The organism is Asaia sp. VD9 (genome assembly GCF_037150015.1).
GTDB lineage: Bacteria > Pseudomonadota > Alphaproteobacteria > Acetobacterales > Acetobacteraceae > Asaia.
Map to the genome: position 1 here is coordinate 66,548 of NZ_JBBCQM010000005.1, position 13,947 is coordinate 80,494.

15 protein-coding genes are annotated in these 13,947 nt (G+C 60.5%); 6 read left to right on the plus strand and 9 right to left on the minus strand.

Annotated elements, in window-relative coordinates; all coding sequences use genetic code 11:
* The first annotated feature begins 43 nt into the window (after window positions 1-43).
* From uvrC to WFJ47_RS08040, 3 genes are all read left to right on the plus strand, one after another.
* Entirely contained in the window at window positions 44-1,930 is a 1,887-nt protein-coding gene (gene uvrC, locus WFJ47_RS08030; RefSeq protein WP_336762424.1) for an excinuclease ABC subunit UvrC, read from the plus strand.
* Window positions 1,931-2,029: 99 nt separating this feature from the next.
* The gene (gene pgsA / locus WFJ47_RS08035) at window positions 2,030-2,635 is read left to right on the plus strand and encodes a CDP-diacylglycerol--glycerol-3-phosphate 3-phosphatidyltransferase (RefSeq protein ID WP_127102236.1); all 606 of its coding nucleotides are present in this window, start codon (window positions 2,030-2,032) and stop codon (window positions 2,633-2,635) included.
* Between the two features lie 121 nt (window positions 2,636-2,756).
* Window positions 2,757-3,299, plus strand: a complete 543-nt coding sequence (locus WFJ47_RS08040) for a hypothetical protein (protein WP_233582063.1) — start codon at window positions 2,757-2,759, stop codon at window positions 3,297-3,299.
* Between the two features lie 122 nt (window positions 3,300-3,421).
* Here WFJ47_RS08040 and WFJ47_RS08045 read toward each other — a convergent pair whose 3' ends face one another.
* Window positions 3,422-4,279 (minus strand): DMT family transporter, encoded by an 858-nt coding sequence (locus WFJ47_RS08045; RefSeq protein WP_336762152.1) that lies wholly within the window; start codon window positions 4,277-4,279, stop codon window positions 3,422-3,424.
* A 147-nt stretch (window positions 4,280-4,426) separates the two neighbouring features.
* On the opposite strand from WFJ47_RS08045, the gene WFJ47_RS08050 reads away from it, so the two are divergent.
* A complete protein-coding gene (locus WFJ47_RS08050) occupies window positions 4,427-5,824 on the plus strand; it encodes a PLP-dependent aminotransferase family protein (protein ID WP_336762154.1) in 1,398 nt (465 codons plus the stop codon).
* A gap of 19 nt (window positions 5,825-5,843) precedes the next feature.
* Here WFJ47_RS08050 and lexA read toward each other — a convergent pair whose 3' ends face one another.
* Window positions 5,844-6,569 (minus strand): transcriptional repressor LexA, encoded by a 726-nt coding sequence (gene lexA / locus WFJ47_RS08055; protein ID WP_127102232.1) that lies wholly within the window; start codon window positions 6,567-6,569, stop codon window positions 5,844-5,846.
* A gap of 234 nt (window positions 6,570-6,803) precedes the next feature.
* Between lexA and rpmG the strand changes: the two genes are divergently transcribed.
* Complete coding sequence (rpmG, locus tag WFJ47_RS08060; protein WP_023977387.1) at window positions 6,804-6,971, plus strand: 50S ribosomal protein L33; 168 nt, start codon at window positions 6,804-6,806, stop codon at window positions 6,969-6,971.
* A gap of 328 nt (window positions 6,972-7,299) precedes the next feature.
* Here rpmG and WFJ47_RS08065 read toward each other — a convergent pair whose 3' ends face one another.
* Window positions 7,300-7,629 carry a septum formation initiator family protein gene (locus WFJ47_RS08065; RefSeq protein ID WP_336762156.1) on the minus strand — a complete coding sequence of 110 codons (330 nt, stop codon included), beginning with the start codon at window positions 7,627-7,629 and terminating at the stop codon, window positions 7,300-7,302.
* 112 nt (window positions 7,630-7,741) lie between these two features.
* On the minus strand, window positions 7,742-9,022 hold the full coding sequence (eno, locus tag WFJ47_RS08070; RefSeq protein ID WP_336762158.1) for a phosphopyruvate hydratase: 1,281 nt from the start codon (window positions 9,020-9,022) through the stop codon (window positions 7,742-7,744).
* Between the two features lie 99 nt (window positions 9,023-9,121).
* On the opposite strand from eno, the gene WFJ47_RS08075 reads away from it, so the two are divergent.
* The gene (locus WFJ47_RS08075; RefSeq protein ID WP_336762160.1) at window positions 9,122-9,610 is read left to right on the plus strand and encodes a DUF3429 domain-containing protein; all 489 of its coding nucleotides are present in this window, start codon (window positions 9,122-9,124) and stop codon (window positions 9,608-9,610) included.
* On the opposite strand, the gene WFJ47_RS08080 is transcribed toward WFJ47_RS08075, so the two are convergent.
* The 5 genes from WFJ47_RS08080 to tpiA form a co-directional block, all read right to left on the minus strand.
* Window positions 9,598-10,071: an OsmC family protein gene (locus WFJ47_RS08080; protein ID WP_336762161.1), complete on the minus strand. Its 474-nt coding sequence runs from the start codon at window positions 10,069-10,071 to the stop codon at window positions 9,598-9,600. The genes WFJ47_RS08075 and WFJ47_RS08080 overlap by 13 nt on opposite strands.
* A complete protein-coding gene (gene kdsA, locus WFJ47_RS08085) occupies window positions 10,061-10,888 on the minus strand; it encodes a 3-deoxy-8-phosphooctulonate synthase (protein WP_336762163.1) in 828 nt (275 codons plus the stop codon). The genes WFJ47_RS08080 and kdsA overlap by 11 nt, the downstream gene beginning before the upstream one ends.
* Window positions 10,885-12,516, minus strand: coding sequence for a CTP synthase (locus WFJ47_RS08090; RefSeq protein WP_336762165.1), 1,632 nt, complete (start codon window positions 12,514-12,516; stop codon window positions 10,885-10,887). The genes kdsA and WFJ47_RS08090 overlap by 4 nt, the downstream gene beginning before the upstream one ends.
* 92 nt (window positions 12,517-12,608) lie before the next feature.
* Window positions 12,609-12,959 (minus strand): preprotein translocase subunit SecG, encoded by a 351-nt coding sequence (gene secG / locus WFJ47_RS08095; protein ID WP_127102225.1) that lies wholly within the window; start codon window positions 12,957-12,959, stop codon window positions 12,609-12,611.
* 34 nt (window positions 12,960-12,993) lie between these two features.
* A complete protein-coding gene (gene tpiA, locus WFJ47_RS08100; RefSeq protein WP_336762168.1) occupies window positions 12,994-13,743 on the minus strand; it encodes a triose-phosphate isomerase in 750 nt (249 codons plus the stop codon).
* Window positions 13,744-13,947: the final 204 nt, after the last annotated feature.

Genomic DNA, 13,947 nt, shown 5'->3' on the forward strand with positions numbered 1-13,947 from the left:
AAGTTTGGGAGAGACACACGACCCGGGGGCGGATGTGAACAAGGTGGTACAGCACGGAAAGGAGCAGTCAGGATCAGATGCTTCCCCCTCCATTAAGGAGGGGCCGGAGGCTATCCGCGAGGCGCTCAAGACCATCCCGTTTTCTCCCGGTGTCTATCGGATGCTGGGTGCCAAGGGGGAGGTGCTCTATGTCGGCAAGGCCCTGAGCCTGAAGAAGCGCGTCTCGTCCTATCTGCGTCTAAACCAGTTGCCCGAGCGGTTGCGGCGGATGGTCGGGCTGACCCACTCTATGGAGATCGTCACGACGCGAACGGAGGCGGAAGCGCTTCTGCTCGAGGCGAACTACATCAAGAAGATGAAGCCGCGCTTCAATATCCTGCTGCGTGATGACAAATCCTATCCCTGGATCATGCTCACAGAGGGCCATGATTTCCCTCAGATTACCAAACAGCGCGGTCGTCCGATCAAGGATGCCACCTATTGGGGCCCATTCGCCTCGGCCTGGGCGGTCAATCAGACGCTCAATCTGATTCAGCGCAGCTTCCTGCTGCGCTCATGCAGCGATTCCGTTCTGAACACGCGCACACGGCCCTGCCTGTTGTTCCAGATCCGGCGTTGCTCGGCGCCTTGCGTGGATCGCGTAACGCCCGCGCAATATGCCGAGCTCGTTGACGAGACCAAGCAATTCCTCTCGGGCAAGAGCCAGGATGTGCACAAGACCCTTGTCGAGGAGATGGAAAAAGCGTCTGAGGCGCTCGAATTCGAGCGTGCTGCGGCGATACGCGACCGTATACGCGGCTTTTCCAGTATGCAGGAATCAGGGATCATCAACCCGGCATCGATTGGGGACGCCGATATCATCGCGCTCTGGCAGCAAGCCGGGAAGACCTGCATCCAGGTCTTCTTCATTCGCAACAGCCGCAATAACGGCAATCGAGCCTTTTTCCCGGAGCATGCCGAGGATGACGGTGCAGGCGATATCCTCGCGGCTTTCCTGCTACAATTTTACGACGACAAGCCGCCGCCGCCCCAGATCCTGCTCAATAGCGATCCGGCCGAGCTCGATCTCGTCTCCGAGGCCTTGAGCCTCAAGCGTGGCAGGAAAGTGGAGCTGCTCCAGCCGCAGAGAGGTGAACGCAAGGATGTGGTGCGCCATGCCGAGACGAACGCGCGCGAGGCTCTGGAGCGGCGTCTGGCGGAGAGCGCCGGGGTGAGTAAGTTGCTGGATGGCGTTTGCTCGGTCTTTGGACTGGATACGCCGCCGCAGCGCATCGAGACCTACGACAACTCGCACATTATGGGACAACACGCCTATGGCGTAATGGTGGTGGCCGGGCCGGAGGGCTTTACCAAGCGGGCCTATCGCAAATTCGCCATCAAGGGGCCGGTCACACCGGGCGATGATTTCGGCATGATGCGTGAGGTCATGGAGCGTCGCTTCGGCAAACGTGATCCGGAGGCACCGGATGAACGCCCGCAGGATTGGCCCGACCTGTTGCTGATCGATGGCGGGTTGGGGCAGTTCAACGCTGTGCGTGCGGTCCTTGAAGAGCTCAACGTGCGGGATATTCCGATCGTCGCGATCGCAAAGGGGCCGGACCGTGACGCGGGGCGCGAGTGGTTCTTCCAGGAGGGCAAGACGCCCTTCCAGCTTCCGCCCAATGACCCTGTCCTCTATTACCTGCAGAGATTGCGGGACGAGGCGCATCGCTTTGCGATCACGACCCATCGTGCGGGGCGCAGCAAGGCGATCAAGACGTCTGAGCTCGACAGCGTCCCGGGTATCGGGGCAGTGCGTAAGCGTGCGTTGCTGACTCGTTTCGGTTCGGTCAGGGGCGTTCGCGGGGCCAGTATCGGGGAGCTCGCTTCTGTGTCGGGGATCAATTCCGAAATCGCCCGCACGATTCATGCATTTTTTCATCCGCAATGAGGTCACAGAAGCTATGAAGGAGGGGCGACACCGTCCTATCATGACGCACGCCTCCTTTCCGTGCATCGGCGCCTCCACCGGCGGCTTCAGGAACGATTCATGCTGACAGATCTGCCCAATATCCTGACCCTGCTCCGCATTGCGTCGATTCCTGTGCTGATCGCGCTGATCGCCTTTGCAAGCCCGCTGACGGATGGCATCGCCTGTCTGCTCTATATCGCGGCCTGCATCACCGACTATCTGGATGGCATGCTGGCGCGGCGCTGGAAGCAGGGATCCGAGCTCGGACGCATGATGGACCCGATCGCCGACAAGCTGCTAGTCGGGGCGTTGCTACTCGCGCTGGCCGGTTATGGACGTCTGGTCGACGGAGCACTCTTCGCTGCCATCGTCATTCTCGTGCGCGAGATCATGGTCAGCGGTCTACGTGAATTCATGGCGAGCCAGCGGGCTACGCTGCCATCCACGCGTCTTGCGAAGTGGAAGACCGGTATTCAGATGGTGGCAATCGGTTTCCTGCTCGCCGGAGATTCCATGCCCCGCCTGATCGGACTTGGAGATTTTTCCTGCACGACGCTTGGCGCGTTCCTTCTCTGGTTCTCGGTCATTCCAACGGTGCTGAGCGGTTGGGGCTATCTGGTAACCGGGCTGTCGCGCATGATGAGCGCGCATAGAAATGGGTCATCTGCAAAGGTGAGCCACTAGTATTACGCGCGATACATGTTCTGTATCTGGCGCTGAGTGCAGCTAGCGACTAAGAGAGTCCATCAGACATCCCTTGGAGTAGATGATGAGAAAGGCCGCTCTTTTAGCGATTCCGGTTTTCTTGAGCGGTTGTTCAGGCCTTGGCAAGTCGATCTCGGACACGGCTACCCTTCCTGGGGCCAATCCGAACCTGCCCGAAGGGTCCTCCGAAAACATGGAAAAGGTAAAGGGGCATGCCTATCTGGCAATGCCGCTCCTGCCTGAATCCGGCAATATCTGGCCCGGTGCCCCTCAGCCTCTGCCCACATTGCGCGATGTCGAGGCATCTCCGAACGGGCTGCGCGACGCACTTTCAGATACCCACAGCTATTTCGGCTCGATGGTCAAGGATCACGGGGTGGATGCAACGCTGAGCCCTCAGCTCGATGACGGCAAGTCGCTTGCGATCGGCGAACACGACGCCGTGCTCCATGGCGTGCACACCGGCGAGCGTCCGTCTCTCTCGTCGTCTGTTGAAGATAATGCCCATAAATATATCTCGCCGTCGCGCAGCGGGACGATCGTCATTCCAAATGGTGACGGTACCAGCACCTTGATCGCGCCGGATGGTACGGTGCGTGTGACCAAGGACAAACCTGCCGGGGACAAACCTGCCGGACACTGAGCGGTCGGGAGAGCAGGTTCCCCCCTGGTCGTTGAAGCCGTCTTCGGGGGGCGGCCCCTTCAACGACCCCGCTTCTGTTCCTGCCGCGTGGGCAGGGCGATGAGCGTGGCACCGCAATATCCTCACGCTGTGCGTCGAGCACCAAAGACACATCCCAGAACGATCAGACTGACCCCAACGAGGAGGGGAGGAATACGCTCCCCAAGAATGAGCGCCGAGAGGGCCAGCCCACCGAAAGGCTGCAGTAATTGCAACTGGCCGATCCGGGCAATCCCGCCTTGTGCCAGTCCATGATACCAGAACACGAAGCCCAGCATCATGCTGAACAGGGCAACATAGGCCAGCGCCCCCCACGCGGAATGAGGAATCTCTCCCCAGGCACGGGGATGGGTACAGAGTGCGAGAATGCCCATGGGCACGAGGGCCAGGAGGAGCGCCCAGGAAATGACCTGCCAGCCCCCAAGGCTGCGTGAGAGCGCCGCTCCCTCCGCATAGCCCAGCCCGCAGACAAGGACCGCGGCGAACATCAGGCCATCGCCGAGTAGAGAGCCGCCATGGGTCTGTGTTAGCGCATAGCCTGTCACAGCCCCGGCCCCGGCAAGCGAGAGGAGCCAGAACGCCAGTGAAGGCCGCTCCCCTTTGCGCAGCACGGCAAACAAGGCCGTACTCAAGGGAAGAAGACCGGTCCACATGGCGGAACGCACAGCATCGATATGCTGAAGGGCGCAGGCCGAAAGCAGCGGATAGCCGACGACGACCCCGAGAGCGACGCTGAACAGTGGTATGACCGCATCCCTACCGGGGCGAGGCTGCCGAAGGGCGAGTAAAAGCGCGAGCCCGAGCAGAGCCGCAATGACCGCACGCGCTGCTGTCAGGAACAGGGGAGGGAAGCCAGCCTCCGCGAGCCTCGTAGCGGGCAGAGAGCCGCTGAATATCGCGATACCGATCAACCCACTCACCGTGCCGCTACCCTGTTTCATGAAACCCCCAGATCATTCCGAAGATCATGGAGAGGTGGCCGCATGCAGACCATGGACAGTTCCGTACGGTTTGACCAAACTGCTTGGCAGACAGAGCCATACAGTTGCGAAATCGATATGAGAAAATCAGGGGTTACGGCGCACATCGTGGATACCCTGCGCCGCCGCATTACAACGGGCACTCTGACGCGTGGAGAGAAACTTCCGTCGATCCGAGGTCTCGCCGCGCGGAACAGCGTTTCACCGTCCACCATCGTCGAGGTTTATGAGCGTTTGGGCGCTGAGGGGCTGATCACCGCCCGCCCGGGTTCCGGCTATTATGTACGGGAAACGGCATTGCAGGACAGGCCATGCAGCCCTCGCCGTTATCATGCCATGGACCCGTTCTGGGTGTCGCGGCAGGCTTTGGAGGCCGATCCGGCGATCATGCAACCAGGCTGCGGCTGGTTGCCCGAAGCCTGGATGCCCAATGCAGCCCTGAGTCAGGCGCTGAGAAGCATTGCGAAGGAAGCTGGTCCTGTAATGACCGGTTACGGACCCGCCATGGGGGACCAGGCTCTGCGCGAGGTATTATCGCGGCGCTGGGCCGAGATGCAGTTCTTCGTGCCATCAGAACAGATCCTGCTGACCGGCTCCGGCACACAGGCGGTCGATCTCGTATTCAGGGTGATGCTCAAGCCCGGCGATTGCGTGATCGTCGATGATCCCTGTTACTTCAACTTTCGGGCTCTTCTGGATGTCCATCGTGTCAGGGTCATTGGTGTGCCCTATGGGGCGGAGGGGCCGGATATCGTTGTCCTCGGTCGGATCCTGGAGCAGCATAGCCCGAGGCTCTATCTGACCAACTCGGCCATACAGAACCCTACAGGGGGGAGCCTGAGCCTGAACGCCGCACACCGGATCCTGACGCTGGCTCAAAATCATCCTCTGACCATCGTGGAAGACGATATCTTCAGCGACTTCGCGCCTCAGGGGACGGCCAGTCTAGCCTCACTTGATGGCCTGTCCCGGGTGATCCGTGTCGGGTCGTTTTCAAAAACACTTTCTGCCTCATTGCGCTGCGGCTATATCGCCGCAAAGCCGGAAATCATTGAGGCGCTCGGGGATTTGCAGATTGCGACCGGTTTTTCCGGGGTAAGTCCCGTCGCTGCCAGCGTGGTGCGCCACGTTCTGACCGGGGGGGCCTATCGCCGCCATCTGGGCACCCTTTTCGGACGCTTGGCCAGGGCGAGGCGAGAATGTGCCAATCGCCTGGCAGCGATCGGTATTGCGCCCGAAATCTTGCCGCGCGGGGGCTTCACACTCTGGTGTCGTTTGCCAGAAGGGAGAGATGCGTCTGCTCTGGCCCGGCTTGCGCTGGAGGAGGGCATCGTTCTCGCCCCAGGAGCCGTATTCAGTGTCTCCGGTTCAGCGACGACGTATATGCGTTTCAATGTCACGCAGATGGCCGATCCCGAGATATTCCTGACGCTGGAAGCCCTTATGGCCTGTCTGTCACCGGGCTCTTCCGGAGCCTCCGTGGCGGAGAGAGGGAGCCCGGAGTGATGGCAGGCGCGACGAGACGTCAGGTATACTGACGGTAGAGTCCGATCAGGACACCCTGGATGCTGACCCGGTTTTGCGGAAAGATCTGCGTCTCATAAGCCGGGTTGGCCGGTTCAAGCGCAATCGACTTGCCCTTCTGGCGCAAGCGTTTGAGCGTTACCTCCTGCCCATCAACGAGGGCCACGACGATCTGGCCGTTCTCTGCCGTTTCAGCCTGTCGGATGATCACCGTATCCCCGTCGAGAATACCTGCCTCGATCATCGAATCACCGGAAACGTGAAGCGCATAATGGCGGCCATTACCAAGCTGGGCTGCCGGGATGTCGATCTGTTCCCCCTGGTCCCTGAAAGCTTCGATGGGCAGGCCCGCAGCGATGCGACCGAAAAGCGGCACGCCTACGACGGAAGTGGCCGTGGTCTCGACTGAGGCGGGAAAGGCGCGGTCGCGACTATGGGCGAGGCGCGGAAAGCTACCCGTGGCTCCGGATTGGGGCTCAGTCAGCGCCTGGGGTGGGGGGACAACAGTATCCATGACCGGAAGGCGCACGATTTCGAGCGCCCGCGCACGATGATGGTGCCGCCGCAGAAAACCGCGCTCTTCGAGAGCAGAGATGAGGCGATGGATGCCGGATTTGGAGCGGAGTTCAAGCGCTTCCTTCATTTCGTCGAAAGAGGGGGAAAAACCAGTCCGCTTGAGATAGCCATCTATATAAAGCAGGAGTTGGTGTTGCTTGCGTGTGAGCATGGGTCCCTCTCTCCTGAGCGTATGCCGTAGGGTACGTCACCCGCCCGGAATTTATATGTTCTTCTTAAGTTCTTGCTTCGATCCCTTCAAGATTTTTTCCCCGGAACATCAAAATTAATCCACTGTTCTGGCGGAAACACTTGACCTGCGCGCGTAATCCACGCATTTAGGCCCCAGCTTGAAAACGCTGCCGTTCATGTCGCGCGCAGCGACAGATCAGTTTGCGAGGACCCCATGGCCAAGACCAACGTCATCCAGATCCGTCTCGTTTCGACCGCGGATACCGGATATTTCTACGTCACCAAGAAGAACGCCCGCTCTGCGACCGGCAAGATGGAAGTGCGCAAGTACGACCCCGTCGTTCGCAAGCATGTCGCGTTCCGCGAAGCCAAGATCAAGTAAGATCCGCTTTCGCTGACGGTGCATTTGAGGCGGCTCTTCGGAGCCGCCTTTTTTGTGCCTGGAGGGCTCGGAAGGACGCTCCCAGCGCTCGGTGTAAAATCGTTCAGTTCAGGCTAGAGCCCGAGTGTGCGGTGAATTTGGTGCAAGTGCCGAGCTGGTATTCACCTCAGGCCTCATGCGCGTATTGTGACGGATGATCAGGCGAGCTGGACCATTCGCGGGGGGAAGGGGCGGAGGAGGGGGACCACCTAACCTTGCGGCACCCGGTGAGCCGAAGCGCTCAGTCCCGGATGGCTCGGGGGCGGTATTGTTAACGGTGAACTGAAGCTCAGTAGAGCTTCTCGTGCGGGCCGTAAGGGATAACCGTATCGCCATTTCGCGCGAGGTTAAGCATGGCGCGCGAGCGTTCGTCCAGCATATCAGCGTCGAGCGCACGCTCATTCAGGCTGCCGATACGACGCTTCCAGACCGCTTGCTCGTCATCAGCGTCTTTCTGGGCCTGAAGGGCCTGATCCATAAGCTTCAGCTGCTGGTGATACGCCTTGAGTCCGTGATCACCCTGAAGGGCATTCCACCCGAAATAGGCCGTCAGCCCGAGAAACAGGGCAGGGGGAACGACGGCACGCACGACGCGTCGGATAGCACGAACGATCTGCACGGGAACTCCAGGATGGCAAGCGGGCCGGTGGAACTGATCCTAGCCCCAGCCAGGCACCGCTTACAATCGCGCATTTGAGAAAGGGAGCGAAAAACGCCCCCCTTGCGTCAAATCAGGCGCGCGGCAGGATGGAGCGGCCTGCGTAACGTGCTGCGGTAGCCAGCTCGTTTTCGATGCGGATGAGCTGGTTGTACTTCGCTGTACGATCGGAGCGCGAGAGCGAGCCGGTCTTGATCTGACCGCAATTCGTGGCCACTGCCAGATCGGCAATGATCGAATCTTCCGTCTCACCCGAACGGTGGCTCATGACGCATTTGTACCCGGCGCGATGCGCGGTTTCCATGGCGCGGAGCGTTTCGGTCAGCGTGCCAATCTGGTTGACCTTCACCAGAAGTGCGTTCGCGGTGTTGCTCTCGATGCCACGCACAAGACGCTCGGTATTGGTCACGAACAGATCGTCACCGACGAGCTGCAGCTTGTGGCCCAGCTTGGCAGTCAGTTCGGCCCAGCCTTCCCAGTCGTCTTCTGCCAGACCGTCTTCGATCGACACGATCGGATAACGTGCGGCGAGATCGGCCAGATAGTCGATCATGCCTGAGGAATCGAGATCGCGGCCTTCGCCATCCATCTTGTAGCGGCCATCGCGGTAGAATTCGGTGGCGGCGCAATCGAGGGCAAAGGTCACGTCTTCGCCCAGACGATAACCGGCGCCCTCGACCGACTTCGAAATGAAGCCAAGTGCTTCATCCGCCGATTTCAGACCGGGGGCAAAGCCGCCCTCATCGCCGACATTGGTGTTGTGACCGGCTGCGTGCAGGTTCTTCTTCAGGTGTGCGAAGATTTCCGACCCCATGCGCACGGCGTCCATGATCGTCGGTGCACCGACTGGCTGGATCATGAATTCCTGGATGTCGATGGGGTTGTCAGCATGCTGACCGCCATTGACGATGTTCATCATCGGCACGGGCAGGGTGTGCGCGAAGACGCCACCGACATAGCGATAGAGCGGAATGTCGAGTTCGAGCGCGGTGGCCTTCGCAGTCGCAAGCGACACGGCGAGGATGGAGTTGGCGCCCAGACGTGCCTTGTTGGGCGTGCCGTCCAGTTCGATCATGGCTTCGTCGATGGCGATCTGATCAGACGATTCGGCGCCCTGCAGCGCATCGAGGATTTCGCCTTCTGCGAAGGCAGCGGCCTTCAGAACGCCCTTGCCACCATAGCGCGACTTGTCGCCATCGCGCAGCTCGACAGCTTCATGTGCGCCCGTCGAGGCACCCGACGGAACCGCTGCGCGGCCCTTGGCGCCGGAGGACAGTTCAACCTCGACTTCGACGGTCGGATTGCCACGGCTATCCAGAATCTCGCAAGCAATGATATCAATAATGGCGCTCATTGGGGGCTCCCTGTTTGAACGTTCGAACTTCGGGCATCACAAGGCGTCGAGACACCGGCGCTGTCAACTGGCGTTATGTGAAATGAGGATGGATATTCCGTGAGACCCCTGTCACCGCTCGTGATTTTCCTCGGTATCGGCGGTTTGGTGCCGTTCGTGACCCTTGCCATGGCCGCCCTGTTCTGGGGAAGCCTCGGCCCGATCACTCATATCGGAGTGGCAATGCTCGCCTATGGAGGCTGCATCCTGTCTTTTCTCGGTGCGGTTCACTGGGGGCTTGCCCTCGAGCAGCCTGCCATCATTCCGGCACAAGGATCGGGAGCGCTCAACCGTCGTCGCCTGGTTCTGGGCGTGTTACCCGCGCTCTGGGCGTGGGTGTCGGTTTATGCGGGCGTGATCTGGGCTCCGCGCGGGGGAATTCTGATGGAGCTTATCGGGTTTCTGCTTGTGCTGGCCGCAGAGCGCGCGGCCTATCGCAAAGGCGCGTTGCCTGCCGGGTATTTTCCGTTCCGTGCCCTGCTCACCGCCATCGTCGTTCTGTGCCTCGCCGCGTGTTTGAGCGCGCCGCTACAGCCTTACACGATCTGAAAGACGGGCTCGCAGATCACCGGGAAATTGACCGAGCGCGCGATGAAGCAATGCGCGTGGGCCTGATCATGAAGAGCCTGCGCGCGCGCAATCGAACTGCCACTTGCGAGTGTGATGACAGGCCGGAGCAGGGCGCTCTCGAACGCGCCATCACCCTGGGGTGTCTCCATCATCACGGCCTCGGCGGAGTCCCGATAGGCGGTGACGATAATCCCTGCTCCGGCACAAAGCCCAAGATACCACAGCTTATGGCAGGCGCTCAGCGACGCAAGAAGCAGCTCGCCAGGATTCCAGCCTGTCGGGTCACCATGGAAGCTGGGATCAGCCGAGCCATGAATGACCGGCTTTCCCTCGGCCGTGATGTCGTGATTGCGGCCATAGACATGCCAGGACTGGGTGCCATGGCCATGGTTGCCCTTCCATTCGGTTTCAACCGAATAGAGATGACGCTTAGAACCCATTGGACTTCGCAAGGCTGTCAAAGGCCTGAAGCGTCTTGAGCAAACCACGCATCTCGGCCAGCGGTACCATGTTCGGACCATCGCTCGGGGCCTGATCCGGGTTTTCATGCGTTTCGATGAACACCGCGGCAACCCCGATCGCGACGGCTGCCCGCGCCAGTGTCGGCACGAATTCGCGCTGTCCGCCAGAAGCACCGCCGAGCCCGCCCGGCTGTTGGACTGAATGGGTGGCGTCGAAAACGACCGGGTACCCCGTCGAGGCCATGATGGGCAGTCCCCGCATGTCGCTCACCAGAGTGTTGTAGCCAAAGCTCGTACCGCGATCGCAAAGCATGATTTTCTCATTGCCGGTCGAGGCGATCTTGGCTGCGACGTTAGCCATGTCCCAAGGCGCCAGAAACTGGCCCTTCTTGACGTTGATTGCGCGTCCCGTCTCACCGGCAGCGAGAAGCAGGTCCGTCTGGCGGCAGAGAAATGCCGGGATCTGCAGCACGTCCACAGCTTCGGCGGCAGGGGCGCATTGCTCGGGCCCGTGCACATCGGTGAGGACCGGACATCCGAACTCTTCGCGAATGCCGGCGAGGATATCCAGCCCTTCCGCCAGGCCGATTCCGCGCTGCGCCTTGAGCGAGGTGCGGTTCGCCTTGTCGAACGAACTTTTATAGATCCAGCCAATGCCCAGATCCCCGCAGATTTCGGCTAGTCCAGCCGCCATCTCGCGTGCATGGGCGCGCGATTCAATCTGGCAGGGGCCGGCAATGAGCGTGAAGCTCTGCTGGTTGCCAATGGTCAGATTGCCCAGAGAGATCGTGGTCATGCGAGGCGCGCCTTCTTGACGGCCGCTTCGATAAAGCCGGCGAAAAGCGGGTGGGGAGCGAAAGGCTTGGACATGTATTCCGGATGATACTGAACGCCCACGAACCAGGGGTGATCCGGATATTCCACGATCTCGGGAAGTACGTCGTCAGGCGACATACCCGAGAAGACGAGACCGGTCGCTTCGAGTTGCTGGCGATAATGCACGTTCACTTCGTAACGATGGCGATGGCGCTCACGCACCTCGGTCGTTCCGTAGATCGCTGCCGCGCGTGATCCCGGCTTCAGCTTGGCGGGGTAGGCACCCAGGCGCATCGTGCCGCCCAGTTCACCATGTTCGCGGCGGCGCAGCATCTCGTTGCCGCGTGCCCATTCGGTCATCAGGCCTACCAGAGGCTCTTCAGTAGGGCCGAACTCGGTCGAGGAGGCTTTCTCGAGCCCGGCGAGAGAGCGGGCACATTCGATCACTGCCATCTGCATGCCAAAGCAGATACCGAGGAACGGCACACCGTTCTCGCGAGCGTAGCGCACAGCCTCGATCTTGCCTTCGGAGCCGCGTTCACCAAACCCACCCGGCACGAGAATGCCGTCGACGCGGCCAAGCGCCGAGATGGAATCCGGATTTTTCTCGAATGTCTCGGACTCGACCCACTCGAGGCGAACCTTGACCCGATTGGCGATACCGCCATGAAGCAGGGCCTCGATGAGCGATTTGTAGCTGTCGAGCAGGGCGGTATATTTTCCGACCACCGCAATACGCACCTCGCCATCAGGATGACGCAGCGTATCGACGATCTTCGTCCAGCGGCTCAGATCGGGCTCGCCTTCAACCGGTAGGCCGAAATAGCGCAGGACCTCATTATCCATGCCTTCCTTGTGATAGGAAATCGGGCAGGCATAGATCGTATCGACGTCGAGCGCGGCAATCACCGCCTCGGGGCGCACATTGCAGAAGCTTGCAATCTTGCGGCGCTCATTGGTTGGAATCGCGCGGTCGGAGCGACAGATCAGCATCTGCGGCTGGATGCCGACATTCTGCAACTCCTTGACGGAATGCTGTGTCGGCTTCGTCTTCAGCTCACCTGCGGCCGGAATATAGGGCAGCAATGTGAGATGGACGCACATCGTATGGGCCGGACCCAGATCGTTGCGCAGCTGGCGGATCGATTCGAGGAAGGGCAGGCTTTCGATATCGCCCACCGTGCCGCCGATCTCGACCAGAACGAAATCATAGCCATCTGTCCCGGCAACCACTGCTTCCTTGATGGCGTCCGTGATGTGGGGAATGACCTGCACGGTCGCGCCCAGGTAATCGCCGCGTCGCTCGCGCGCGATCACCTCGGAATAGATACGGCCAGTCGTCGCATTGTCGGCCTTGCGGGCGTGAACCCCCGTGAAGCGTTCGTAATGGCCGAGGTCGAGATCAGTCTCGGCCCCGTCGTCCGTTACGAATACTTCGCCATGTTGATAGGGGCTCATCGTCCCCGGATCGACATTGAGATAGGGGTCGAGTTTGCGCATGCGGACCTTGTAGCCGCGCGCCTGGAGGAGAGCCGCAAGGGCAGCAGATGCAATGCCCTTGCCGAGAGAGGAAACCACGCCACCGGTGATGAATACGAACCGAGTCATGGAAGGCTCTCCTACACCGGATCGTGTTCCTAGGGAACGAGAAGAATGCCGCCAGAGACACTCCGGCGGCAGAAATTTTACGCTCTGTTGCTTTACTGCTTCGCCGGAGCGGTCGCGGGGGCCGCTGGCGAGGCCGGAGCAACATTCTGGGTCGTTGTCGCTGCGGCGGGGGCCGGGGCGGGCTGCGCCAGAATATCACTGCCGCCATTGGTCGAGGCGCCCCGGTTCAGAACAGCCAGTAGAAGGCAGAGCACCATGAAAACGCCCGCCAGAACGGCGGTGGTGCGGGTCAGAAGGTTGGCGGTGCCGCGGCCGGTCATGAACGAACCCATGCCTTGGCTGCTGCCGATACCAAGCCCGCCACCTTCGCTGCGCTGGATGAGGATGACGCCAATCAGGGCAATGGTCACGAAGAAATTGAGAACGAGCAGCAGCGTGGTCATGTCCGGCTTTCAGGTAAACACAATAGATATGCCGTCAGGACGTCGACGAAAGACCCGCCTGGGCGATGCCGAGAAAAGACCCGGCAGAAAGGCTGGCTCCGCCGACGAGCACGCCCCCCACGCCGGAAACAGCGAGGATGGACGCGGCATCTTCGGGCTTGACTGAGCCGCCATACAGGACGCGTGTCGCTTTGTCATCCGTTTCGAGGTGATCTGCCAGTACCCGATGCAAGAACACCATGCGGGATTCGATATCTTCCTGCGTTGCTGCCGTGCCGGTACCAATTGCCCAGATCGGCTCATAGGCAACGATGCCCTCGAAGTCGGATGGGAGGCTTTGCGTGATCTGCTCCGTCAGCCAGGGTTCCGCCTGACCGTCCTCCTTTTGCCGGGCACTCTCTCCCACACAGATGACCGGGCACAGGCCAAATTCCCGTGCGCGCTGAGCCTTGTGGCGAATGCGGGCATTGGTTTCATGATGATGCTCGCGTCGCTCGGAATGCCCCAGTATCACGTGACTCACCCCGAGATCGGCAAGCATCGCGGCTGAGATGTCTCCGGTATATGCCCCTTCTGCCTCAGCGTGGCAGTCCTGTGCACCCAGGCCGATCCCATGTTCGCGCAGCAGGGGGGCAAGGTAATGCGTCAGGGTGAAGGGCGGCGCCAGAACCACATCGCGCTGCGCGCAGGCAGGCCCGATGGCAGCGGCAATTTCACGGGCCAGCGTCATTCCATCGCCACGCAGGCCATGCATCTTCCAGTTGCCGATGATCATCTGGCGCATCAAGCTTTCTCCACTCTCCCGGATGCTTCCTGCTTAGCGGATGTTTTCACGCCCGATACAGGGGGGTAGGACGCTTTACGCATCATCTTCTCGTCAGTTGGATGACAGGCGCCTCCTGGCACAGGGGACGGCTCGCCCCGACAGCTTGGTGCTCTGACTGGTCAAGAGCGCCTTCTGGCACTATGGTCCAGCGCTTCAAACTTT

What these genes read in the sequence shown, in the direction of transcription:
- WFJ47_RS08080 (WP_336762161.1), bottom strand. Translation starts at nt 10,071, where the DNA reads ATGGGTTCTAAGCGTCATCTCTATTCGGTTGAAACCGAATGGAAGGGC.
- lexA (WP_127102232.1), bottom strand. Translation starts at nt 6,569, where the DNA reads ATGCTCACACGCAAGCAACACCAACTCCTGCTTTATATAGATGGCTAT.
- WFJ47_RS08090 (WP_336762165.1), bottom strand. Translation starts at nt 12,516, where the DNA reads ATGACTCGGTTCGTATTCATCACCGGTGGCGTGGTTTCCTCTCTCGGC.
- tpiA (WP_336762168.1), bottom strand. Translation starts at nt 13,743, where the DNA reads ATGCGCCAGATGATCATCGGCAACTGGAAGATGCATGGCCTGCGTGGC.
- eno (WP_336762158.1), bottom strand. Translation starts at nt 9,022, where the DNA reads ATGAGCGCCATTATTGATATCATTGCTTGCGAGATTCTGGATAGCCGT.
- WFJ47_RS08045 (WP_336762152.1), bottom strand. Translation starts at nt 4,279, where the DNA reads ATGAAACAGGGTAGCGGCACGGTGAGTGGGTTGATCGGTATCGCGATA.
- secG (WP_127102225.1), bottom strand. Translation starts at nt 12,959, where the DNA reads ATGACCACGCTGCTGCTCGTTCTCAATTTCTTCGTGACCATTGCCCTG.
- pgsA (WP_127102236.1), top strand. Translation starts at nt 2,030, where the DNA reads ATGCTGACAGATCTGCCCAATATCCTGACCCTGCTCCGCATTGCGTCG.
- rpmG (WP_023977387.1), top strand. Translation starts at nt 6,804, where the DNA reads ATGGCCAAGACCAACGTCATCCAGATCCGTCTCGTTTCGACCGCGGAT.
- kdsA (WP_336762163.1), bottom strand. Translation starts at nt 10,888, where the DNA reads ATGACCACGATCTCTCTGGGCAATCTGACCATTGGCAACCAGCAGAGC.